At 67.2% G+C, this 20570-nt stretch carries 19 protein-coding genes; 4 read left to right on the top strand and 15 right to left on the bottom strand.

Features of this window, described 5'->3' with window-relative positions; translation table 11 throughout:
• Nucleotides 1-10 precede the first annotated feature (10 nt).
• From ACFPIH_RS45470 to ACFPIH_RS45495, 6 genes are all read right to left on the bottom strand, one after another.
• A complete protein-coding gene (locus tag ACFPIH_RS45470; protein WP_381184745.1) occupies nt 11-655 on the bottom strand; it encodes a TetR/AcrR family transcriptional regulator in 645 nt (214 codons plus the stop codon).
• Nucleotides 656-879: 224 nt separating this feature from the next.
• Nucleotides 880-2787, bottom strand: a complete 1908-nt coding sequence (locus ACFPIH_RS45475) for an AAA family ATPase (RefSeq protein ID WP_381184748.1) — start codon at nt 2785-2787, stop codon at nt 880-882.
• Between the two features lie 172 nt (nt 2788-2959).
• On the bottom strand, nt 2960-4645 hold the full coding sequence (locus ACFPIH_RS45480) for a hypothetical protein (RefSeq protein WP_381184750.1): 1686 nt from the start codon (nt 4643-4645) through the stop codon (nt 2960-2962).
• 109 nt (nt 4646-4754) lie between these two features.
• Nucleotides 4755-5996: an AAA family ATPase gene (locus ACFPIH_RS45485; protein ID WP_381184753.1), complete on the bottom strand. Its 1242-nt coding sequence runs from the start codon at nt 5994-5996 to the stop codon at nt 4755-4757.
• A gap of 338 nt (nt 5997-6334) precedes the next feature.
• On the bottom strand, nt 6335-7393 hold the full coding sequence (locus tag ACFPIH_RS45490) for a hypothetical protein (RefSeq protein ID WP_381184755.1): 1059 nt from the start codon (nt 7391-7393) through the stop codon (nt 6335-6337).
• Between the two features lie 95 nt (nt 7394-7488).
• On the bottom strand, nt 7489-8436 hold the full coding sequence (locus tag ACFPIH_RS45495) for a hypothetical protein (protein ID WP_381184758.1): 948 nt from the start codon (nt 8434-8436) through the stop codon (nt 7489-7491).
• Nucleotides 8437-8707: 271 nt separating this feature from the next.
• Here ACFPIH_RS45495 and ACFPIH_RS45500 point away from each other — a divergent pair, with 271 nt between their 5' ends.
• A complete protein-coding gene (locus ACFPIH_RS45500; protein ID WP_381184759.1) occupies nt 8708-9178 on the top strand; it encodes a LysM peptidoglycan-binding domain-containing protein in 471 nt (156 codons plus the stop codon).
• 545 nt (nt 9179-9723) lie between these two features.
• Here ACFPIH_RS45500 and ACFPIH_RS45505 read toward each other — a convergent pair.
• The 3 genes from ACFPIH_RS45505 to ACFPIH_RS45515 all read right to left on the bottom strand — a co-directional run bounded on the left by ACFPIH_RS45505 (nt 9724) and on the right by ACFPIH_RS45515 (nt 14401).
• A complete protein-coding gene (locus ACFPIH_RS45505; RefSeq protein WP_381184762.1) occupies nt 9724-10044 on the bottom strand; it encodes a hypothetical protein in 321 nt (106 codons plus the stop codon).
• Between the two features lie 263 nt (nt 10045-10307).
• Nucleotides 10308-10826: a hypothetical protein gene (locus tag ACFPIH_RS45510; RefSeq protein WP_381184765.1), complete on the bottom strand. Its 519-nt coding sequence runs from the start codon at nt 10824-10826 to the stop codon at nt 10308-10310.
• A gap of 1271 nt (nt 10827-12097) precedes the next feature.
• Nucleotides 12098-14401: a DEAD/DEAH box helicase gene (locus ACFPIH_RS45515; RefSeq protein WP_381184767.1), complete on the bottom strand. Its 2304-nt coding sequence runs from the start codon at nt 14399-14401 to the stop codon at nt 12098-12100.
• A 355-nt stretch (nt 14402-14756) separates the two neighbouring features.
• Here ACFPIH_RS45515 and ACFPIH_RS45520 point away from each other — a divergent pair, with 355 nt between their 5' ends.
• The gene (locus tag ACFPIH_RS45520) at nt 14757-15149 is read left to right on the top strand and encodes a transposase (protein ID WP_381184770.1); all 393 of its coding nucleotides are present in this window, start codon (nt 14757-14759) and stop codon (nt 15147-15149) included.
• A gap of 468 nt (nt 15150-15617) precedes the next feature.
• Here ACFPIH_RS45520 and ACFPIH_RS45525 read toward each other — a convergent pair whose 3' ends face one another.
• The 4 genes from ACFPIH_RS45525 to ACFPIH_RS45540 form a co-directional block, all read right to left on the bottom strand.
• A complete protein-coding gene (locus ACFPIH_RS45525) occupies nt 15618-16175 on the bottom strand; it encodes a hypothetical protein (RefSeq protein WP_381184773.1) in 558 nt (185 codons plus the stop codon).
• A gap of 105 nt (nt 16176-16280) precedes the next feature.
• Nucleotides 16281-16409, bottom strand: coding sequence for a hypothetical protein (locus tag ACFPIH_RS45530; protein ID WP_381184775.1), 129 nt, complete (start codon nt 16407-16409; stop codon nt 16281-16283).
• Between the two features lie 111 nt (nt 16410-16520).
• Entirely contained in the window at nt 16521-16649 is a 129-nt protein-coding gene (locus ACFPIH_RS45535) for a hypothetical protein (protein ID WP_381184778.1), read from the bottom strand.
• A gap of 46 nt (nt 16650-16695) precedes the next feature.
• Nucleotides 16696-17028, bottom strand: a complete 333-nt coding sequence (locus ACFPIH_RS45540; RefSeq protein ID WP_381184781.1) for a hypothetical protein — start codon at nt 17026-17028, stop codon at nt 16696-16698.
• Between the two features lie 253 nt (nt 17029-17281).
• On the opposite strand from ACFPIH_RS45540, the gene ACFPIH_RS45545 reads away from it, so the two are divergent.
• Nucleotides 17282-17473 carry a hypothetical protein gene (locus ACFPIH_RS45545; protein ID WP_385878882.1) on the top strand — a complete coding sequence of 64 codons (192 nt, stop codon included), beginning with the start codon at nt 17282-17284 and terminating at the stop codon, nt 17471-17473.
• Between the two features lie 335 nt (nt 17474-17808).
• On the opposite strand, the gene ACFPIH_RS45550 is transcribed toward ACFPIH_RS45545, so the two are convergent.
• Together ACFPIH_RS45550 and ACFPIH_RS45555 are read right to left on the bottom strand one after the other, a co-directional pair.
• Complete coding sequence (locus ACFPIH_RS45550) at nt 17809-17988, bottom strand: hypothetical protein (protein WP_381184788.1); 180 nt, start codon at nt 17986-17988, stop codon at nt 17809-17811.
• A 271-nt stretch (nt 17989-18259) separates the two neighbouring features.
• Nucleotides 18260-18748 (bottom strand): hypothetical protein, encoded by a 489-nt coding sequence (locus ACFPIH_RS45555; protein WP_381184791.1) that lies wholly within the window; start codon nt 18746-18748, stop codon nt 18260-18262.
• Between the two features lie 207 nt (nt 18749-18955).
• On the opposite strand from ACFPIH_RS45555, the gene ACFPIH_RS45560 reads away from it, so the two are divergent.
• Nucleotides 18956-20482 carry an ISL3 family transposase gene (locus ACFPIH_RS45560; protein WP_381184793.1) on the top strand — a complete coding sequence of 509 codons (1527 nt, stop codon included), beginning with the start codon at nt 18956-18958 and terminating at the stop codon, nt 20480-20482.
• Nucleotides 20483-20570 lie beyond the last annotated feature (88 nt).

Raw genomic sequence — 20570 nt, forward strand, 5'->3', positions numbered from 1 at the left:
CCCTAAGGGGTCACGCAGTCGACAGCTGGACGGCGGCGGTTCCGCCGGACACGGCCCGGGCGATGATTTCGACCAGCATCTGGCGAACCACCTGTGAGTCCGCTGTCTCGGGGTCTTGACGCCCGGCGGCCGCGGCAAGCAGCACCGTCAGCGCCTCGGCCGCAGCGAAGGATTCGTCCGCCGCGCCGGGTGATGACGGACGAGCGGTGATCGCGTACTCCAGGTGCCCCAGGAGACCGGAGAGCATGCGGCGGCGGATCTCGGTGAACCGGCTGTCCTCCTCGGCCGCCCGCAGGTCGACCACCCGCAGGACCACCTCGTGCTCCCGCCAGAACGCGAAGAAGGCGTCCACCGTGCTCCCGGCCGCGTTACGCCCGCCGCCCCACCCGCTCCCGATCTCCGCGTAGATCAGTCCGTCGCTTCCCTCCTGCGCCACGGGCCGGGCCAGGTCCAGGACGGCCGCGTCGACGTCTGCGAAGTATTGATAGAAGGTCGCGGGGGAGGTACGCGCGCGACGGGCGACATCGATCACTCTCGTCGCGTGATAGCCGTGCTCGGCCAGCACCTCCTTGAGACAGAGCAGCAGTTGGCTGCGAGTCTTCAGACCGCGTGCCCCGATCGGGCGCCCTGCGGTGGTCCGGATCTCCTCGGTCATGTCACTTCCTGTTAAGTGGGGTGGCGCCGGCTGGCCCCTCGGAGCCGGGCCGGCGGCCGCTGTCTGATCCAGGCCCGGCCGCCCGACGCGGGAGCGTGTTCACCCCCGCGATGCTGGTCAGGCCCGGGCCAGCGCCGCTGTGATGTCGTCGACGGACATGACGCCGAGGGCTCCCGTTCCGGAACACCCGGAACAGGAGCCCTCGGTGCGATGCGGACGGCTGCTCAGTCGTCCGACGGGGATACCGAGGCCGTGCCGCCCGTCCGGGCAGCGAGCAGGCAGTCCTCGATCCAGGTGCGAACAGCCTTGCGCGCCGGCCGCGCGCCCTGGGAGTCCACGTAGGTGGCCTCTTCGATGGCGCGCAGCTCGTCGTCGGGCATCGACACGGGCAGCGTCTGGGCCAGCCGCGGCTTGGCCTCAACGATTCGTTCACGCTGCCGCTCGTAGTCGGCGGCCATGATCTGCCGGTAGGTCTGCCGGTCGATGGGGTTGAACCCCACAACCAGTGAGAACCGGCCCAGCAGCTCGGCGTCGAAGAACTGCCCCAGTGTCTTGTTGAGGCTCTGGTTCGAGATGGTCTTCGGGTTGTTGCCGAAGCCGATCATCTTGCCGTCAAGCGAATCACGGGCGGCGTTCGTCGTGCAGATGACCAGGGCCTTGGAGAAGTCCAGCATCTTGCCATGGGCGTTGCGGATGTAGCCTTCGTCGAACGCCGAGAGGAACAGGCGCTGCACGGCCTTGTCAGCCTTCTCGAACTCGTCGAGCAGGATCACCCGGTGGGGGTTGGACTCCAGCGTGTCGAACGGGAGCTCCTGGTTGGAGTCCGATCCGACATAGCCGGGAGGCGCGCCGATGATCTTCGACGTCGACCACTCGCTGTGGAATTCGGTCATGTTGAGGATGATCGGCTCGGTGCCGGTTGTCTCCTCAGCGATGATCTTGACTGCCTCGGTCTTACCCACTCCCGAGGCCCCGGCGAACAGCCACGTCGTGGGCGTCTTCGTCGGGAACAGGTCGAGCTCTTCGCGGGCCAGACGGTCCGTGAGCTTGGCGAGCACGTCGTCCTGGCCCTGCAGGCGGCTGGTGAGCGTGGTGCTCAGCGCGGCGACGTCGAGGTCCTTGCGCTGGGCGTTTCCGGTCATCAGGCGCTTTGCCACATCGAGCACACGTGTGTTGGTCAGCGGCACCTGCGGGATGGACCGCAAGGTCTGCGCGAGTGCCGTGTCGCCGGCGTTCTCGGCCTGGACGATGAGTTTCTTCTGCTCCAGGACCCGGTCAGCCATCGCGCGGTCGAGCAGGGTGATGGCATTGTCCGGCCGGTGCTGGCCGGCCCGGGAGTTTGCTTCGGCGATTTGCACCACCGAAGCCAGGACGTCGTCGGAGACCCCGATCTGGTGACGGTAGTGCGCCATCAGGCCGGGCCGGACCGTGGTCATCACGGCCAGCGTCTGTTCCACGCTCAGCTCGTCGACGATGAGCCGGGTGAAGCGGCGGGCGAAGGCCGGGTCCTCGTCGAAGGCCCGAGACTCGGTGCTGGTGGTCGCGCCGATGACGGACATGTCACCGCGGGCAAGGGCCGGCTTGAGGATCTGCGAGATCTTGCGGCCGACGGCGTCGCCATGGCTGCCGGACCCTCCGGTGATCTGGTGGATCTCGTCCATGAACAGGATGGCCTTGTTCTTGGGATCCGAGGCGAACTCGACGATCGCCTTGACCTTTTCCTCCAACGAGCCGACGACGCCGGTCCCGGCGATGATGTTGGTGATGGGCAGCGCGTAGATCGTGTGGTCCTTGAGCTGGTCCGGGATGAGGGTGTCACCGAGCGCGATGCGCCGTGCGATGTCCTCGACGATCTTCGTCTTGCCGACGCCGGCGGAACCGACCAGCAGAGCGTTGGGCTTGGTCTTGCTGATGACGACCGAGAGGACCTGCCCGATGAGCGTGTCACGGAACATGGTCGGATCGGCGTTCTTGAACTTCTCGTTGTAGTCGACGAGGAGCTCCTTGACGTCGTCGGCGCTGCCACCGCTGGACGGCAGTCCCACGGGCGGGAACTGCGGAGGGAAGCTGCCGCCACCGCCGTTGCCCTTGTCGTCGTCGGAACCGCCGGGTGTGAAGTTACTGAGACCCACCGGGTCCTCCTTCGGTGCGGGTCGCTCGGCGTGGTGGCGCGCTGGATGCGCCACGGTGTCCCGAGCAGGGATACGGATGGGTGAGAGGGAAAATCAGGGGTCGCCAAGAGCGGTGCCGGCCAGGGGAGTTGGTTGCACGGCACCGCTCTTGGCGGTTCTTGGGGCAGCAGGGTCAGACGACCATGCCGAGGAGCCTCTGCCGGATGCTCGGATCGATGTGCTGCATCGAGTCGGCGTAGCGTTTTGCCAGGTCGACCATGGACGACCAGTCCATGGCGGAGCACGGTGCGTAGTACAGGTTCTTCGGGTGGTCCTGACGCGTGGACGGCGGCAGCCAGTCGAAGTCGGTGACCATGAGCGAGAGCCTGCGCTGGCGCACGCGGCTGGCGTTGATGTACTGCCAGATCTGCGTGTACTCCGTTCCGCCCGACACCTTCGGGATCCTGCGGAACTCCTTCCAGATCTGAGCCGTCGACTTGTTCTCCGTGCGCAGCATCACCTCCTGGGACAGGAAGTGGCTGAACGAGTTGAAGTACAGGTTGATGTTGAGCTTCTTGGCGATCCGGATGAGCATCATGACCGCCTCCTGGTAGTTCTCCTCGGAGATCGAACCGGAGGTGTCGATGTAGATGTGCAGGTCGGGCATGTACTGCACCGAGGTGATCCGGCCGGGCTTGTTGAAGTCGTCCGGGTTCCGGCGGTTGGCCTTGAGGAAGGTCGCCTTCGTCGTACGGAAGATGTTCTGCGACTTGTTGACCTTGCCCATCCGGCGCAGCACCCGGGTGATGTCCTTGAGCAGGTCGAGCTTGCTCGGAGGCTGCTTGCGGAAGGCCACCTGGGCGCTACGGCTGCCAGGCTGGCCCGGTTGCTGGTTGGCTCCCAGGGCGGCGGCCCGGGCGGCTGCCCGTGGCAGCGATGTGAGCTTGGACAGCGACGTGTTCGAGACGACCTTCACCGGCGAAGCCAGCGACTGGTTGATGAGGTTCCACTCCCCCGTGATCTTCGCCGCGGTGGCCCGGGCATGGGCCTCGACGTTGACCAGGACGAGGGAGCGCGGGCAGAACAGCTCCCCGATCGTGAACGGCAGGACGCCGGTGTCCAGGGCGGTGTTCTGCTGGTTGGCCTGGGCCCGCTGTTGCTCGGCGTAGTTCATGAGCATGTGCACGAGCGCGCGGGCGAAGGAGTGCTCATCGTTGGCGTCAGAGTCGTCCTTGCGCACCAGCAGCGACTCGGTGAGCCCCTTCAGGGACAGGGCCGTGAAGTCGTTGAGCAGCTTGGTGGTGGCCGGCGGCAGCGCGCTGGCCATCATCTGCGTCTGCTGGGACAGCCAGACCTTGAAGTCGTCGAAGGCCGCGGAGGACTGGAACCAGAACCCGAGGGTGTCGGGGTGGAAGGTGTAGGCGATCGAGGCGAAGAAGGCGCTCTCGTCGCCGGTCCCCGCCAGCAGAGCCTTCGCGGCCGGGAGGACATCAGCCTGCGCGGTGTAGAGCACCCGCGGGGAGGGCGCGGGCATCTTGTTCTGCTGCCCGGCCTGGACGGCGAACAGCTCGGCGACCGGCAGCGGTGTGCCCTGGTCGAAGTTGATCAGGGTCTGCCCGAGCAGCTCCTTGACGGTCTGCTCGCTGGCCACGTTCAGCGTTTCGCCGAGGCAGCTCAGGACCAGATCCGGGATGCCCCCCGTCAGATCAGCGCCCTGGGCGTCGGTGATGCTCGCCGGGGCATTGGGATTCAACGGCTCCAGCAGCGGGTCGATGAGGGTCTGCTGGATCGCCGGCATCGGGTCGTAATCACCGGTGCACGAGATGGTGTGCAGTGCGTCGAGTACGGCCGGCTTCTGGTTCGTGACGGTGATCGTCATGGGTCGTGGTCTCCTTCTGAGGACAAGGCAGCGGCAGAACGCCGCCGGTGGTGGGGAGTTGCAGCAAGGACTGCACCGCAGCAGTCCCCCACCACCAGTGAGCAAGCGATCAGAGGAAGGCCGAGAGGACCGGCTTGGCCTGGTTGACGATCGGAGCGTCGATCTCCATGAAGGCCTCCAGGTTCTGGCGGTCGATCTGCTGGCTGGTCACCATCTCGATGAGCGTGCGGGTGTGCTCCGGCTCGATCTGGGTGACGGCCTGGGCCAGCTGCTCGATGAGGCGCGCGTTGTTCTTGCTCTCCTTGAGCGCGTACAGCAGCGACCCGGACTTCTCGTTGTCGGTCAGCGTCGCGATGACCGCGGCCATGTCGGTCATGGTCGCTGCGGCCTTCAGGCTCTGGTAGCAGTTCGGCTTCGGGACGTTCACCCGGTTGTGCTGCACGCCGCCGACGTTGCTCGCCAGGTCCTGGGCGATGTTGGCCACGAGCTGCGTGGTGAACATGGTGTCCCCGACGTAGGCCTCGATGGCCTCGTTCAACAGCGAGGTCTCGCGGTCGCCGATCTGGATCGGGGTGGCAAGGTACTGCGCCAGCTGCTGCGGGTCGGCCGCGTTGAGCCACTTCGACAGGTTGTCGATGGTGCGCGGCGTGGTGAGCTGGTTCATCTCCTCGCCGCCGTCGAACAGATCGGCCATCGTGACGTTGCCGTTGTCGTCGTCGTCCTGGCCGTCGGCGACGATGGCCTCGGGCGTCGACTTCTGGAAGATGAGCGCGGGGTACTGCGTGAGCACCGCCTTCACCCAGGGGTTCAAGTTGTCGCCGAGGACGGACATGAGGGTGGCGGCGTCGGGCTCGACGTGGAAGATCGCGAAGCGGGACAGACTTGCCTCGTCGAGCGAGGTGACGTTGCCCCTGTCGTTGCCGGCCACGACGATGCGGACGTTCTTGGGCAGCTCGACGTACCCCATGCGGCGCAGCGTGACCAGGGTCAGCGCGCCGGAAGTGACGTCGGAGGTGGTGCGGTTGATCTCGTCGAGGAAGAGGATCGGCCACTCACGCGGGTTCTTCTCGGCGTAGTCGATGCACTCCTGGATCACCTGGTGCGGGTAGAAGACCTGCTTATAGCTCTGCGTGCCGTCGTCCTTGGTGTACTGCACAAGGCGTGCACCGGTGAGGTCGGCCTTGTCGGCGAGCTGGTTGCACGGCAGCGTGAAAGCCTGCGTGCCCATGGCGTAGGCCAGGTCCTCGACGAAGCTGGACTTGCCGATGCCGGGTTCGCCCATGAGAGCGGGCGTCGCGCCGACCTCAAGCGACTGCTTGATGAGGGTCGTCAGGGTGTCGTTGAACTTCATATCGATGTCTTTTCTGTGCGTGGGCGAGGAAGAGAGAGAAAGACAAGAGATGTCGGAGGACGGCGCTGCTGCTCTCGGCGTCGCCGAGGCTGCATAGGTCGTGAACGGTCCTGTGGCGCGGGCCGCGCCGTCGGAGCCTGGCGGAGACCTGTACTCCCGCCATGGGTGGCGATGGAATCCCGCTGCACATCGCCACCCGATCGCGCTCCGCGCGATCCAGCTCTGTCCCCCACCTGTGCTCGGCCCTGCCACAGCACCCGCCATCCGCCCCACCCGCGATGCCGGAGGCAGCAGATGAAGCAGGAGCAGAAGCAGCAGGAACAGGCGCAGAGCGTCAGTCAGTTGGTCGACGAGGAACGGGCCTCTCGGTCGGCCACGAGCGCAGCCGCCCGGTCGAGGAGGAAGGGCCGGCCGTTGCGCCGCTCGCTGTGCTTGGGGCGCGCAGGGATGACGTCGAGCGCCGCCTTGTAGAGCAACCACGCGGTGTCGCCCGTCGAGTACTCGACCCCGAGGGCGCTGTAGGCGCGCAGTTGCGTCCGCATCCAGCCGTAGAGCGAGGCAAGAACGGAGAACTCCCAGCGGGACATGTCGTGGTTGAAGTCGCCGGGGTCCCGGAGCTGGTGGCGTGCGCTGGCCAGGGTCTGCTCGATGATGGCCTGCGAGTACGGGATGTCGGGCATGTCATCGGCGGTGTCGACATCTGATGGTGAAGCACCGGAGTTCTCGCTGGCGTTCACGGCCAGCTGCGCGTAGAGGTCCTCGATGGAGGTGTAGGCCGGCGCGGTAGTCGCTGCGTTGACGTGAGCGACGATGCGATCGGGCACCGGCTGGCGGGTGAAGGTCGACCAGTGGTCCAGGAGCAGCTCGTACCAGCCGTGTTCCTCACGCAGGACGCGCTTGCCGGCGGCCACGGGGAAGTCGTGGAAGTTCTTCGGCAGCGGCATAACGAGATGGAATCCCTGGCCGGACATCGACAGCTCCGAGTAGAGGATGCCCGGCAGCCGCAGCAGGTCTGCGGCCACACCTGACGGGCAGTCGGCCTCGATGTCGAGGACGAGCAGCCCGTCAGTCTGGGCTTGGAGGTAGAAGGCGGCGTTCGCGGCCTTCGGTATCGCCGCGGTGAGTTCGTCGAGAGTGAGCAGACAGGTCTCGTCCAGGGCGAAGGCTCCGCGTAGTGGGCCGGCGTGCTGGCAGCTGGAGGTGCAGCCGGCGAGCAGGTGCCGTACATCGATCGGGGCCTTACGCTTCGGCGGCTTGGTGGGATCGTCAGGGGTCTCTTCCCGGATCCGTCCGGAGATGGTCCACCGACAGGCACTGGCGAGGGTGCGGATCGCGGGGTTGCCGTAGAACTGCGGGAACCAGGCATGGGGGTCGGCTGGAGTCATCGTGGGACGCACGCTTTCGATCGGAGGCGTCAGGAGGCGAAGAGAAAGACAGGACCCCCGTACTGCGCTGATGCGAGTACGGGGGTCTCATCGATGATCAGCGTGGATCAGCCCTGGTAGGTGATCCCCGCCTGCTGGGCCTGGCCGGAGCCGTTCCAGGGGCCGGTGGCCACCGGCGCGCCCACGGGCGAACCGTTGTCCTTGAGGGAGGCGTTCTCGGCCTCCAGGCGCGCAAGCTTCTCCTCCAGGGTCTCCTGCTGGGCAGGAGCCGGAGCGGGAGCTGTGGCCGGAACAGCAACCGGAGCAGGAGCAGCAGCGACGGGCGCAGCCACGGCGGTCGCCGGGGCCTGAGCCTGAACCGGAGCCTGCGCGGCCACGGCCACAGGTGCGGACGCCGGCTGCGGGGTCGGGAAGGACAGGCCGTCCTCCACTTCGGTCGCCACCGGGACGGCGGCAGGGGCAGCACTGCCAGGAGTGGCCTGAACGGGGCGCGGCGTGCCGTTGAGTACGATGCCACGCGCAGCCAGCTCGGCCTGGTCGATGCCGCCGGCATTGTAGTAGCGCGGCGCCTCGTGGACGATCACCTGTTCGAGGGCCAGGCCGCGGTTGTTGAAGTCCTTCGGCTTGTAGGTGCGCAGCACGAGCGTGACGTCGAGGCCCTGCGCGAGCTCCCGGCCGGACTCGTCCTGGTCGTAGGTGCCGTCGCCCTTCGGAGAAGGGATCGCGATGACCGGCAGAGTGCTGCCCTTGGAGTCGATGGAGTAGTTGGGTCCGGTTTCGGGCCGCTTCGGGGAGTCGTAGCGGCGCTCGGAGACGAACTGCTCTTCCAGGGTGGGGTTGTTCGGATCGGCGAACTGGACCTCGGCGTGAATGATCGTCGCGGTGGTGTGCGGCTTGCCGACGGGGTTCATGCCGTTCTTCGTCTTGCGCTGGTCGGTGACGACGAGCTCCGCGCCCTCGATGAGGCGGGCGAGTACGGCGAAGCCGAGCTTCCCGCGGATGAAGACGTTCTTGCCCTCGGTGATCTGGCTGGCGGAGACGGAGTAGTTGGCCATGGTGATGCGGTTCCTTCGTTCGGTCTGGCGGTCGATGGTTCGGGGGTCCATTGAGGGGCTATCGAACAGGACTCCGACTGCCATTCAATTCCTCATTCTATCAACCTCTGTTCGGCTATGAGTAGAATGTTGATGTCGGACATGAATGGCTGTGCGCACTATTCGAAAAGGAGCTGGGGTAGGGATGACGGCTACGATTCAGAGGCCAGTGGGGACGGCGTTGAAGCCGTCGACGCAGACGAGAGCATCTGCGGGGAGTTACGCCGGCCCGATGGGATTCGGCAACGGACCCGTCATCGCCGCCAGCGTTATGGTGGGCGGAGCGGCGCTCTTCGCCGGATGGGGCCTGACCCAGCTCGCGATGTCCGACGGCGGCCTCATCCAGGCGCTGCAGGGCAATCACGCCCCGGTCGAGGCACCGGGGAATCCCGGCGAGAAGAACGCCGGAGGCGGCAGCGCCCAGCAGCCGAGCGAGGGCGGCACGGGGAAGCAGGACGAGAACGGGGCGAGTCAGGATCCGACGCCGGGTCGCGGCGACGAGGACAAGCCCAACGGATCGGGTGCACCGGCCGAGGCGAAGCCCGCGCCGAAGGCGAAGCCATACACCATCAAGCCCGGCGATACGCTCACCGCGATCTCGGGGACGACGGGGGTGCCGATCGGCATCCTGGTCGAGACGAACAAGATCCAGAATCCGGATCTCATCTACGCGTGGGCCTCGCTGCTCATCCCGCCGGTGTGACGACCCGGCGGGGCGGCACTGCCGGGTGCCGAGCCTGATTCGATGTCCTGATCGCGGTGAAGCGGTCAGGACATCGTCGTTTTCTCAGGCGGAGAACTCTGCTACTGCGGGCCCGCCGGTCCATCAGTCGCGTGCGCAGCTGGTACAGCTGCTCGAACTCGTCCCTCACGGACCGGATGCCATCGGGCGCGCAGAGGCGGCCACACTCGGCCAGGGCGCCGTCGAACAGGGGGAACTCGGGGTCTGCCTCACGCTGGGCACGCAGCAGGCCGGGGGCTCGCGCGGCCAGGAGATCGATGTCCACGCTGGTACAGGCGTGCGCGGTGCCGACCGCGATGCCGAGCCCGGCGGCGATCTGCGCGAGGGACTCATGTTTGCCAGCTGCACCAGAGCGACCAGGGCACGCAAGTGCGGCAGGATGAGGGACCCCCCAAGGCTTCTGTACCGATGGGTCGAGACTTCGAACGCCTCCCTCAACGGCACGGAAGCCTTGTGCGTTGTGGCCACACGTCCGGCCACCCGATCGGTGGCCACGCTGGCAGGCCTCAGTCGCTGCTCGATGTCGGGGGAAGGCTCTGGATGTCCAGCCAGCGGTTCATCGCTTCATCCTGGTTGGCGATGCCGTCTGCTTCTTTGTCCAGAGTCAGAAGCGTGATCCACCCCGTGGGGACGAGGGTCGCGATCACGAAATCGGTCGTGTTCTTGAACTCGGTCTCGTCCAGACGCTGGACGACACGGTAGAGACTTCCCTCAGGGGCCTGCCAGTTCGTGGTCTCGTCGCAGTCGACGCCGGCGCCGCGGGAGACGCCGGCGCGGTTGCTCTGGAATTTGACCGTGAGGTCTTCCATGCTCAGCGGTTTGCTCATGGTTGCTGCTCCTGGACGTCGAAGGTGCCGATGGCGAACTGTGTGGCCTCGTAGGGCTCACCGCGAGGCGTCACCCGGGACCGGCGTGAGCCGGTCCACGGCATGTCTCCCCGTAAAGCACTCGGCCCGGGTTCGACGCCCGGATCAGCTGTGCTGATCCCCTCCCCTGTTGCGAAAATGCAGCACTGTACAGCGCCAGACATCAGATGACCCCGCCGACCAGGCTGTCGGCGGGGTCGTCTGAGGTACAAGGTCATGGTCTCTCACGCCGCATCAGTGTCGTCGGACTCACCCCGGCCAAACAGGAATCCGCGGACGTCACCGTTCTTCATCATGTCCTGCAGATGCGCTAGGAACACCGCGCGCTGCGTGGCCCGGCGATCGGCTAAAGAGTCGTACTCGCGCAGTACCTTCAGGTTGACGACCCAGCCGTTCTCCCGAGAGATGGCCTGGTCAAGCTGAGAGTCCGGCACGACGTCCATGCCGGTGAAGTCGTGGTCGAACTCGGTCGCGATGTCGAGGTGTTGATTCGGCTCTTCGTTGTAGAGCGTGTCGACGCCGACCTGCTGGCCGGCCTTGTCGAATGCCACGAGGAACACACGGTCTGCCCTGGTGGTGTTGTCGACGTGGACCGCTGCAACGTTCGTGTCACCGATGAAGCTCGTCTGCTCGAACCGCTCGTACACGCGAGCACGAGCGTCATGGCACCACATGATGCGCCGGGCTTCGTTGAAGCCTTTGAACTCGTCAGAGTTGGACGCTTCTGGGTGGGGGTGGATCATCGGTGCGCTCCTTCATATGCGAGATCCGGGAGGTTTGCGATGCCAGGGGGCGTATTGGCCACGGCACATGCCTCGAAGCAACGAGCCTCAGTCGTTCTTCACTACGGCGCGGCAGGAGCAGCTGCTGGGAAGCCGCCTTGCTCCTGCTGCGCGCCGCTCGCTCGGGGGAAGGAACTCTTCCCCGGGCGGAAGGGCCGGCCATGGATCTGGTAAGTCCGCGACCGGCTCGGACGCGCCGTCGGGCGTGGTCGGGTGCTAGCCGCTCAGCCCGGCTGCGCCGAGGTCCTTCGTACGGTCCGGCTGGGCTCAGGAGCATCGGCGGTGAGCCGTCACGGTGGTGCGCGGTGCCGGCTGGTCCGTCGCGTGCTTGGAGGTCATGCAGTTCGCCCCGTCTGGCTCGGGGGGCCTTCTCTCATGAAAGTCCAGCGGCCGCGCTGTTCTCACGCCGCGCACTGGTCGATCCAGAGCACCGCCGACGTGCTCGAACACGCCGGTGGAAGGCCCAATTGGGTTCCTCAGATCTGCTGGTGGTGACTCTGCTGAGAGTCGTTTTGCACAGGCCCTGGCAGGGGTCTGGTTTTGCGCTGGCGAGAGCGGGTGCCGGGACGGTAGTTGGAACCGCCTTCTGGTGCCCGCCTCCTGTTGCATGCGGCGCGTTCGCTGCCGCTCACCGGGCCAGCCCGCCGCTGGCCTGTTCGGCTCCCCCGCGGGCGAGTTCGGCTTGTGCCTCACTCGTCCGGTGGTTTGGCCGGGCTTGCATCGGCAACGCTAGGCATATGCTGCGGGCGATGCCATTTCGCAGGTGCACAAACTGGCCGTTGGCACCTGTCGGCATTGCACCAGTCGGCCGCGTGCCAGCGCGGAAGTGCACCTTCCTCATGACGGTCGTGTCGGGGGTGCACACATCCCGGTTCCCGGCATGACTCATCCGGCACTTGGCAAACATTGCACCACATTCACAACACCACGCCTCGACCGGCCAGTTGGCCGACAAAGCGCCATTTCACCGGTGGACCTTTGTGATCTTGGCAGGGTGAGTTTACCCCTCTCGACGAGCCACCTTCCTCGTGTCTTCCTTGGTACCGCGAGGCGTTCGTGGTAGCCCTCCGACGTGATCGGCCTTCCCTCCGAGCCGATGCTGGCGACTCCCGTCGAGAGGTTTTAACGGCCATGGCCCGCCGATCGAACCGAGGTATCCGATCGGCCCTACGACGGAGATTCCCCTCACGACCGTCCGGCCAGCGCAGCGGCTCCGTCCGGGGCCTCTCTGGTCAGCTCGTGGACCAGCCTGGTAGAGCCTCCAGACGGCGGCGGCGGTCCTCGGGCTGCTTCCCCTTCCGGATCAGCTTCTTCTGCTGGAGCATCCACCGGTAGATGCCAATGCCGTTGATCGACTGGTCAAAGGGCACCTTGATATCGCCGTGCTCGGCCGCCCAGGACGCGAGAACGTCAAAACTCGATTCCCACTGAGCGGCGATGCCGTCCCAAACCCACTCAGGACGTTTCTCCAGTGCCTCTGCCTGCGCGGGGGGCAAAGTGCCCTTGCGGTAATCGGTGCGCTTCCTGGTGACGGTGTGACCGAGAGCGAAGACGATGCCGTGCTTCTCCACCTTGTACGCCTGCGGAACCCGGGCGTGATCGTGCTCGGCGATAAACGCGTCGAGATGCTGGAGGAACGCCTCGAACTTCGCGTCGTGCGCGTGCCACATCCAGCCCGGAAGCGCCTCGTAGTAGGCAATCTCCTCGGTATCCATCTGTTCCGCCTTGTGCCGGTTGCGTGCCAGGGTGACGAAGTTGTCCAGCCGGTATCCGGTATCCGGCACGGTGTAGCCGCGTGGCACCCGGGCGTGGCCGCGCTCAGCGACGAATCGCTCGAGCTCGGACCGGCCGCGCTCGCGCTTGAACTCGGCAAGCCGCCACGTCCATCCGGGCTGCGCCTCCAACAGCGCCGCGCGCTTCGGCAGGAGCTTGCCGGCGGCGTACAGACCGCGCTGACGAGCCGCCCAGCTCTCCAGGGTCCCGGAATCGGTAGAGGTGGGCACAGCCGTGTGGCCGTACGTGGCCGCGTACCGCTCCAGCAGCCCGTAGAAGTGATACCAGTCCTCGGTTGTGTTCTCCAGGACGTGTACGCCCAGAGCCGCCACGAAACTGGCATCGATGTTCGTGCTGCCGTAGATCCTCACCTTCTCCGGCAACACGGCCTGAGCAATGCCCGCGTTCTCGGCCACGTCACTGCTGAGGCGCCGCCGCGCGGTGGTCAACGCGGCGTCCATGCGCTCGTCCTGGTCGCGGAGGGTCGCCAGGACCCGCCACACGTGTCGGAAGGAGCTGGCTTCCAGGACGGCCTGCGGGCTCTCGCCGGGTGCGATGTAGACAGGGAGGAGGATCAGCGCCGGGCGATCGTGATCGGGGTGGAGGCGCAGAGCACGTCCGACGGCCTGCACGATGTCGGTCTGCGACGACTTCGGGTCTACCAGGCAGATCCCGTCGACGCTGCTGACGTCCACGCCCTCGGTCAGGGTACGGACGTTGTTCAGGACGACTCGGCGGCCGCGCGCGGGGCTGGCGAGCATCTCCAGCTGGAAGTTGCGGGTGGACGCCGGGGTCCTGCCGTCCATGTGCAGGGACGTGATCCGCACCTTGGCCGACGTCGCGCCGATCGTCCCGAGGGTCGCCGAGAAGGCCTTCGAGCGGGCTACGCGACTGTGGAAGGCGATGACCTGCCGCAGGTCGTGCTCGTGCATGGCCTGCGACAGCGCGATCTGGGCGGCCACCGTCGCCGCGTCGCTGGACCTGGAGCTTGCGTGTGAGCCGCCGTCCTGGGCGAGCAGGGTCGCGTGGACGTCCTGATCCGAAACCAGCACGATGGCAACTTCGTAGTCGGCAAGCAGTTTCCGCTGGATGGCACTGCCGAAGGAGAGCTCGTAAACGCGCTTCCCGTACAGCTCTTCGTCGTCCATCGACACGATGTCCGCCGTTCCGTCGGAGCCCTCGTGGATACGGCTGGTCGCAGTCAGCGAGAGGCGGAAAACCGCAGGGATCCGCGCATTGTCGAGAACAGCGGAATAGGCCTTGCCTGCACGCCCGGCAGTGTGGTGGGCCTCATCCAGTACGACGAGATCAAGCGGCGGCAACGTGCGCAGCGTATACGCCTCAGCTATTCGCCCCACCGAATGGTAAGTGGAGATCAGAAGGCGCATCCGCGTGGACGGGCGCGGGGCAAGGAAGTCGGCGATCCGACCAGGCTCAACCGTGACCGGGGCAGCTGCGCCCCCCACAGCGGAATCCGAGCAGACGATCAGGGCATCCAGGCCGTCGGGAAAGCGCGAGGCCCAGCCCCGGTAGATCTGTTCGGCAAGAGCGAGGGTCGGCACGGTCACCAGGACCGTGCTCGCTGTGCGCGCGCCGGCCGTTTCACGCGCTACAAGGGACTTGCCTGTCCCGCAGGCCATAACGACCAGTGCCCGGCCTTCGGAGGTCTCACGAATGGCCCGCAGTGCCTCTTCCTGATGCGGGCGCGGGATCATTCGAGAAGCACTCTTGCGGCCTTGCACTGGTGTGCTGCGGTCATTCACGTCGGCTCCGTCGGTGATGGTGATGGGGAAGTTGAGGGGGCCGATGATGGGTGAGGCCCGGTGCAAGGGAGGTACTGCCGCGAATTTCGAAGCGCCGCGATACTCGAACCGGTACTACAGCCGGTCGTTCACGTGATGTGATGGTGATTTGGACTCGTTGGCGGTGCATAAGGCTGATGCTGCCGCCGGGTCTGGTCCGGCGTGATGAGTTGACCGCGGACGAGGTCCGGTGCTGGGACGCGGATCTGGAGGCGCTGTGCGCCTCGGCGGACGATGTGTTCTGCCGGCCGGCCTCGCGGGAGGATCTGCGGGCGATGGTGCGCGGGCTACTGTCGGATGTGCCGCGCAAGAACATGTGCAGGGCGCGGAGGCGGCAGGGCATGCCTCGCCGGACCGGTTGCAGGACTTCCTGCCCCACGCGGCCTGGGACACCGACGAACTGCGTGACCGGGTGCGGGAGTTCGTGGTGGACTCGCTGCCGGCCGAGGACGCGGCGCTGATCGCGGACGAGACCGGTGACATCACGAAGGGCGCCAAGAGCGCCGGGGTGGCCCGCCAGTACACGGGTGTCACTGGACAGGTCGAGAACGCCAGGTCAGTGTGTACCTCTCCTACGGATCCTCGCGCGGGCGGGCGATCATCGACCGGGAATTGTATGCAGGGCAGCACTGGGCGGGCCGTGGCAAGGAACACCGCCGACGCTGCGAGGAGGCCGCGGTGCCCGAGGAGCGGGCCCGCGCGGTGGTGACCAAGCCGGAGCTGGCCCGGCGCATGGTCGAGCGCGCTCTCGCGGCCGGGGTTGCCCTTCACCTACTTCCTGGCCGACGAGCTCTACCGCGGATCGCGGTCCCTGCGTGCCTGGCTGGAAGACCACCGGGTCCGCTACGTGACGGCGGTCCCGAAGAACGAGGTATTGCCGCTGTCCGACGGCCGTACCCAGGAGGCGCGGCAACTGTGGGCGAGGGTTCCCCAGACGCTGATGGATGGGCGCGCTGGCGTTGAGGGTGAGGAAGTAGCCGTGCCGCCGGGCGGCGTCGAGGGTGGCGCGGACGGGGGTGAGGGACGGGCTGTCGACGAGGGTGGCGAGGAGGTCGGCGAGCCAGTCACAGAAGCTGCCGGAGAGCTTGACGCGGGCGGTCGGCGGCAGGGTCGGCGGGGTCGGTCATGGGGTCAGTGCTCCTCGGCGGCGGCAGGGTCGGCGGGGTCGGTCATGGGGTCAGTGCTCCTCGGCGGCGGCAGGGTCGGCGGGCGGTTGGAAGGCGGGGCACGAGCACGCGCCGCCGCGAGCGATGCACCCGTGCCCGCCGGTGCCGGTGTGCCAGTTGAGCGCGTGCTCACAGTCGGGCCGGGCGCACGGCGTGCTCAGGAACACGGGGCGCGGCGCGTCGTCTCGGGGGTCTCCGCACACGCCGCAGTGCGTCCACGTGTTCCCGTCGGCGCCCCGTGCGGGCTCGTCGTCCCCGTCCAGCGCGGTCACCCACATGTGCTTGTGCTCAGGCTCGTCGGGGGTGAGCGGCAGGGGCGCGGCGCGCACCGAGCCGATGGCGGCGGCGGCGCCCCGGTACACGGGTGAGGCGGCCGTCATGGTCCCGGCGGCGTTCAGCTTGGCGTCGGCATGCTCGGCCGCGTACGCCCGTGCGGCGTCCGCCAGGGCGATGACGTCCTCCAGGGGCGCATCGGCGGCCAGCACGCGAGCGGCGGCGGCCTGGAGGGTCTCGGCGGCGGCGGGGAGCGCGGCGGGGTCGTGCTGCGGGCGGTCGGGCTTGACAGGCATGGCGGGCTGCTCCAGGGGGCTGGGCGGGTCTGTGGCGGGCTGGCGGGCCCTGGGTGGGGCTGCGCTCCTCGGTCGGCGGTGAGGCGCGCAGCGGCGCGGGGGTGCTCAGTCGACGTCGTCCCAGTCGGCCCAGCGGGGGCGGCTCAGCCGGATGCTGAACGTGTACGCGGTGTCGTTGGCGCTCACCTGACGGACGATGGGCGCGTGATGGAGCTTGGCGAGGAACTCGCACATGGTCAGGCTGGCGTGGGTGCTGTCGTCGGCGGTGCGCTCCAGGGGGCGCAGCGGTTCGCCGGGGTAGGGCGGCCACTGGTAGGCGCTGAGTTCCTCGGCCTGCGCCCATGCTCAATTGGTTGCGGCAGTGCGGGTGGCGGTGCGGACGCGGATCACGTCGGTGTCCTCGGGCACCAGGGCGCGGAGGGTGTCCACCTCGGGGCTGCGGCGGGGCTGGTCGGGGCTGGCGTACGGGCCCATGGGGCGCTTTTCGGCTTGCTGGCGGGCGGGGAGGGGTGCGTGGTGGTCAGTATCCAGGCCGGTTGCCGGGGTTCACTTTGAAGGAGATCGACTCCCGTGCCTCCCGTAGACGCGGGCGCAGTGTGTTGCCCTGGGTGCGGTACTCGGGGGTGGGCGGGAGGACGGTGGTACGGGATGCCTTCCACTCCTCGAAGCCGAGGAGGTCGGGGATGCCGTCAGTCGCGGTGATCGTCTCGTCGAGGTACCGGTTGTAGGCGGCGAGGAGCCGGGCGAGGGGTGTGCGGGGGCCGCAGGTGTAGGTGTCGTTCGCGTGCCGGGCGTCGAACCTCGCGAGGTAGGTGTTCATGTCCTGGTCGGCGGTCTGGGGCGGGTTGTGCATGGCGGGCTCCTGGGGCTTGTCTGGCGGGCGGTTGGAGCGCCGCTCGTGCGCGGACGGGGCCAAAGGGCCGCGCGCATACGACTTCGCCGTCGTCGACCTGGCCGGCGCCCCCGCCGGACTGAAGCGGACCCTGCCGATCCGGCGCTCCACCGTGCCGAACTAGAAGAAAAAGAAGAACAAGAAGGGCGGACTCGTCTGTGAGGCCGCCTATTTCCTGTGCCACCACGCCCCCGGCACCACCCTGGCCGAGCTGGTGATCGCCGCTGATCAGCGGTGGACGGTCGAGGAGACTTTTCAAGCGGTGAAGAACGAGGTCGGCTTCGACCAGCACGAAGTTCGCAAGTGGATCTCCTGGTACCGGCAGACCACCGTGTGCATGCTCGCCCTGGTCTTCCTCGCCGACGTGCGGTGCCGGCGCATACGCCCCCACCACCCCGCCCCCTGAGCTCACCGACCCAGCCGACGAGCAAGAGGAGGCTGTCGTCCCGCTGTCACTGAACGAGACCCGCCCCATGTACGACCGGATCGTCCTCGCCCCCGCCCGCGCCGCCAGAACCTGGCTCGCCCTGCACGAACCGCTGGCGACGCCGCCACCAGACACAAGCCCGCAAGAGCCACTACCGCCAACGAGAACACTCACAGTGACAGCAGCGGCTGTAGTACCGGTAAGCGTCGGCATCCTTCGCACCACCACCCCGCCCCTCCTACCGCGCCCGACCAGCGAAAACGTCGGGCTGGGTGCGTCCGGGCATGGCAGGCAAGGGGTGCGGCAGCCGGGGGTCAGGGCTTGCGGTCGAGGTTCACCGTCATCGTCGGCGTCCACTTCTCGATGGGGCGGCGTACGGCTCTGCGCTCCCTGACAGCCTCCTGCGCCAGGCGGTTGGCCTCCTGCGCGTCCGGCGCGTCCACCTCGACCTCGGCACTGGCGTGAGCATGAAGAAAGACTTTGTACCGGGGCATGCGTTCCTCCAACTGGCCACAGACTGAGCGGGAATTCGGCGCGGCCACAATCGGCGCGACAGTGATCCTTAACGGCGCTGTGCAGCACGGGACTTGCTGCTGCCCTGGCCGCCTGCCGCGCTGTGCCGCACCCAGAAAGCTACGGTCCTGCTCCCCCTGCTGGCAGAGCGGTGACCAGGAACAACACCGCCGCACCGCTGCGCGCTGGTGACCGTGGCGGACCCGGCAGCCAGACCGTGCGAGTGTCGACGGGTAGACCGGCTCCGACAGCTCACCTGTCGAGGCCAGTCGGCTCACGGGTGACCACACACACCTTGTCGTAGCAGAGCGGGTCTCGGCTGCCGTCGTCGAAGACGAGCGCGTAGCCGGTCACCGGTGAATTCGGCACTACCGTGGCGAGCCGCTTGAAGGCGAAGTTGTACGTGTGCGCGGGCTGGAGGACGCCTCGGGCCTCGTCCACCCCGTGCGGGTCGTGGCGCCAGTACGCACGGCAGACCAGCTTGCCGATCAGTTCCCTGCTACGGCAGTACACCTCGTAAGAGGTGTTGATGTACTCGTACGCCCAGCCCTCGGCCGCTGCCTTCGCCTCGATCTCCGCGTGCCGCCTACGCACACGGTCGTAATGCCGGTTGTCGCTGCACCGTCGGCAGCAGCTCTCCCCGTTTTCCGGGTCGGTGAAGACATCCGGCTCCTGGAAGGAGAACAGCTCGTCCGGCTTGTGTCCGCAGCCAAGTATCTGGTGGTGGTTGATGAGCTCCATGCCGCTCCTAGAACATGACCCGATTGCGGAGCATCTGCAGACCGCTGTTCGGGTCGACCGTCGACATCTGGTGGGCTGTTTGGCTTCACGGGCGAGAACTGGGATCTGGCACACATTCGATGAGCGCGATCACGGGTCACGTCGGTCTGTGACGGTGAGTCATGGCCCAGGCATACTGGAAGGTTTACTGACCTTCTGAACGTGCTGATGCCGCATCTGGAAGCGTTACTGGTGGAGCGGGTGTTCGAGGAGAGCGGTGTGGTGTGCATCGTGGCTCGGACCCGTGAAGAGGTAGCGGTGTGCTGCCCGATGTGCGGGACGCCGTCATCGCGGATCAACCTCTGGTACGAGCGTTCTCTGGCCGATGCGCCGGTGGGCGGCCGCCCCGTGAAGATCTTGCTGAGTGTTCGGCACCTGTTCTGCGACGACCCCGGCTGCGTGCGCCGCACATTTGCCGAGCAGGTTCCCGACCTCACGTTCCGCTACGGCCGTCGGACCGTGCTGGAGCGTGTCGCCGTCACCGCGATCGGGGTTGCCCTCGCAGGGAGGGCCGGAGCACGCCTGGGCGCGGTGCTGCAGACGGCGGTGAGCCGTATGACGCTGCTGCGGCTGGTCATGGCGCTGCCCGACCCCGCCTGGGCGGTGCCCGCGGTGCTCGGTGTCGACGACTTCGCCGTCCGCAAAGGCCAGCACTACGGGACAGTCCTCATCGACTGCCTCACGCACCAGCCGCTGGAACTGCTGCTGGGACGCGACGCCGAACCCCTGTCCGCCTGGCTGAAGGAACACCCGGGCGTGACGGTGATCTGCCGCGACAGGGCCGGCGCCTACGCGGACGGAGCGCGCACCGGGGCCCCGCAGGCCGTACAGATCGCCGACCGCTACCACCTGCTGCAGAACCTCGGCCAGGCAGTGGAGCGATGCGTCCGCGAGCACCGCGCCTGCCTGCGGCCTCCTGATCCCGATCCGCCCGAGGACAGCCCAGTCCAGACCAGCGCGCAGTGGTTGGCGGCGCTGTCCCCGATCGAGGTCCGCTTCCGTGAGCGGCATGCGGCCGTCCACGGTCTGCTCGGCCAGGGCCACGGCATCCGCGAGATCGCCCGGGAACTGCACCTGGGACGCAAGACCGTCCAGCGGTGTGCTCGCGCCGCCACACCGGAACGCATGCTGGGCGGCCGACAGCAGCCCCGCCCCAGCCGGCTGGATCCCTTCAAGCCCTACCTGGCCAAGCGGTGGGACGAGGGCCTGACCAGCGCCGTACTCCTTCTCGCGGAGATCACCGAACTGGGATACCGCGGCAGCTACGGAACCCTCAACGACCACCTGCGACCACTGCGCAGGACCCGCGTCCAGACCGCCCTGCCGCGTCCGCCCAGCGTTCGCGAGGTCACCGGATGGATGATGCGCCACCCTGACCGGCTCGACACCGAGCAGACCCAGCAGCTCAAGGAACTGTGCACGCACTGCCCCGAACTCGGTGCCGTCCACAGCCACGTCCGGGCCTTCGCCCTGATGCTCACCACGCTGACCGGCGACGCCGAGCACCTCACGACGTGGATCGCGGCGGTCCGCGCCGACGACGTACCCGGACTTCACTCCTTCGCCACCGGACTGTGCAAGGACTGGGACGCCGTCGTGCAGGGCTTGACCAGCGAACGCAGCTCCGGCGCCGTCGAAGGCAGGGTGAACCACATAATTCTGTGGAATCAGCAGTGTCAAGCCGTGTGCTTGTGAATCACGTCGAGGTAGTGCCGATCACGGTGCGGCACGTGGTTGTCCCGTCCCGGCAGGCTGAAGACCGCGCAAACGTCAGCGGGCTGGG

The organism is Streptomyces vulcanius, assembly GCF_042653945.1.
Lineage (GTDB): Bacteria > Actinomycetota > Actinomycetes > Streptomycetales > Streptomycetaceae > Streptomyces > Streptomyces mangrovi.

Coding starts and splice junctions, on each gene's coding strand:
- ACFPIH_RS45470 (WP_381184745.1), bottom strand. CDS start 655: ATGACCGAGGAGATCCGGACCACCGCAGGGCGCCCGATCGGGGCACGC.
- ACFPIH_RS45480 (WP_381184750.1), bottom strand. CDS start 4,645: ATGACGATCACCGTCACGAACCAGAAGCCGGCCGTACTCGACGCACTG.
- ACFPIH_RS45485 (WP_381184753.1), bottom strand. CDS start 5,996: ATGAAGTTCAACGACACCCTGACGACCCTCATCAAGCAGTCGCTTGAG.
- ACFPIH_RS45495 (WP_381184758.1), bottom strand. CDS start 8,436: ATGGCCAACTACTCCGTCTCCGCCAGCCAGATCACCGAGGGCAAGAAC.
- ACFPIH_RS45500 (WP_381184759.1), top strand. CDS start 8,708: ATGGGATTCGGCAACGGACCCGTCATCGCCGCCAGCGTTATGGTGGGC.
- ACFPIH_RS45505 (WP_381184762.1), bottom strand. CDS start 10,044: ATGAGCAAACCGCTGAGCATGGAAGACCTCACGGTCAAATTCCAGAGC.
- ACFPIH_RS45510 (WP_381184765.1), bottom strand. CDS start 10,826: ATGATCCACCCCCACCCAGAAGCGTCCAACTCTGACGAGTTCAAAGGC.
- ACFPIH_RS45525 (WP_381184773.1), bottom strand. CDS start 16,175: ATGCCTGTCAAGCCCGACCGCCCGCAGCACGACCCCGCCGCGCTCCCC.
- ACFPIH_RS45530 (WP_381184775.1), bottom strand. CDS start 16,409: ATGTGCGAGTTCCTCGCCAAGCTCCATCACGCGCCCATCGTCCGTCAG.
- ACFPIH_RS45535 (WP_381184778.1), bottom strand. CDS start 16,649: ATGGGCCCGTACGCCAGCCCCGACCAGCCCCGCCGCAGCCCCGAGGTG.
- ACFPIH_RS45540 (WP_381184781.1), bottom strand. CDS start 17,028: ATGCACAACCCGCCCCAGACCGCCGACCAGGACATGAACACCTACCTC.
- ACFPIH_RS45550 (WP_381184788.1), bottom strand. CDS start 17,988: ATGCCCCGGTACAAAGTCTTTCTTCATGCTCACGCCAGTGCCGAGGTC.
- ACFPIH_RS45555 (WP_381184791.1), bottom strand. CDS start 18,748: ATGGAGCTCATCAACCACCACCAGATACTTGGCTGCGGACACAAGCCG.
- ACFPIH_RS45560 (WP_381184793.1), top strand. CDS start 18,956: ATGCCGCATCTGGAAGCGTTACTGGTGGAGCGGGTGTTCGAGGAGAGC.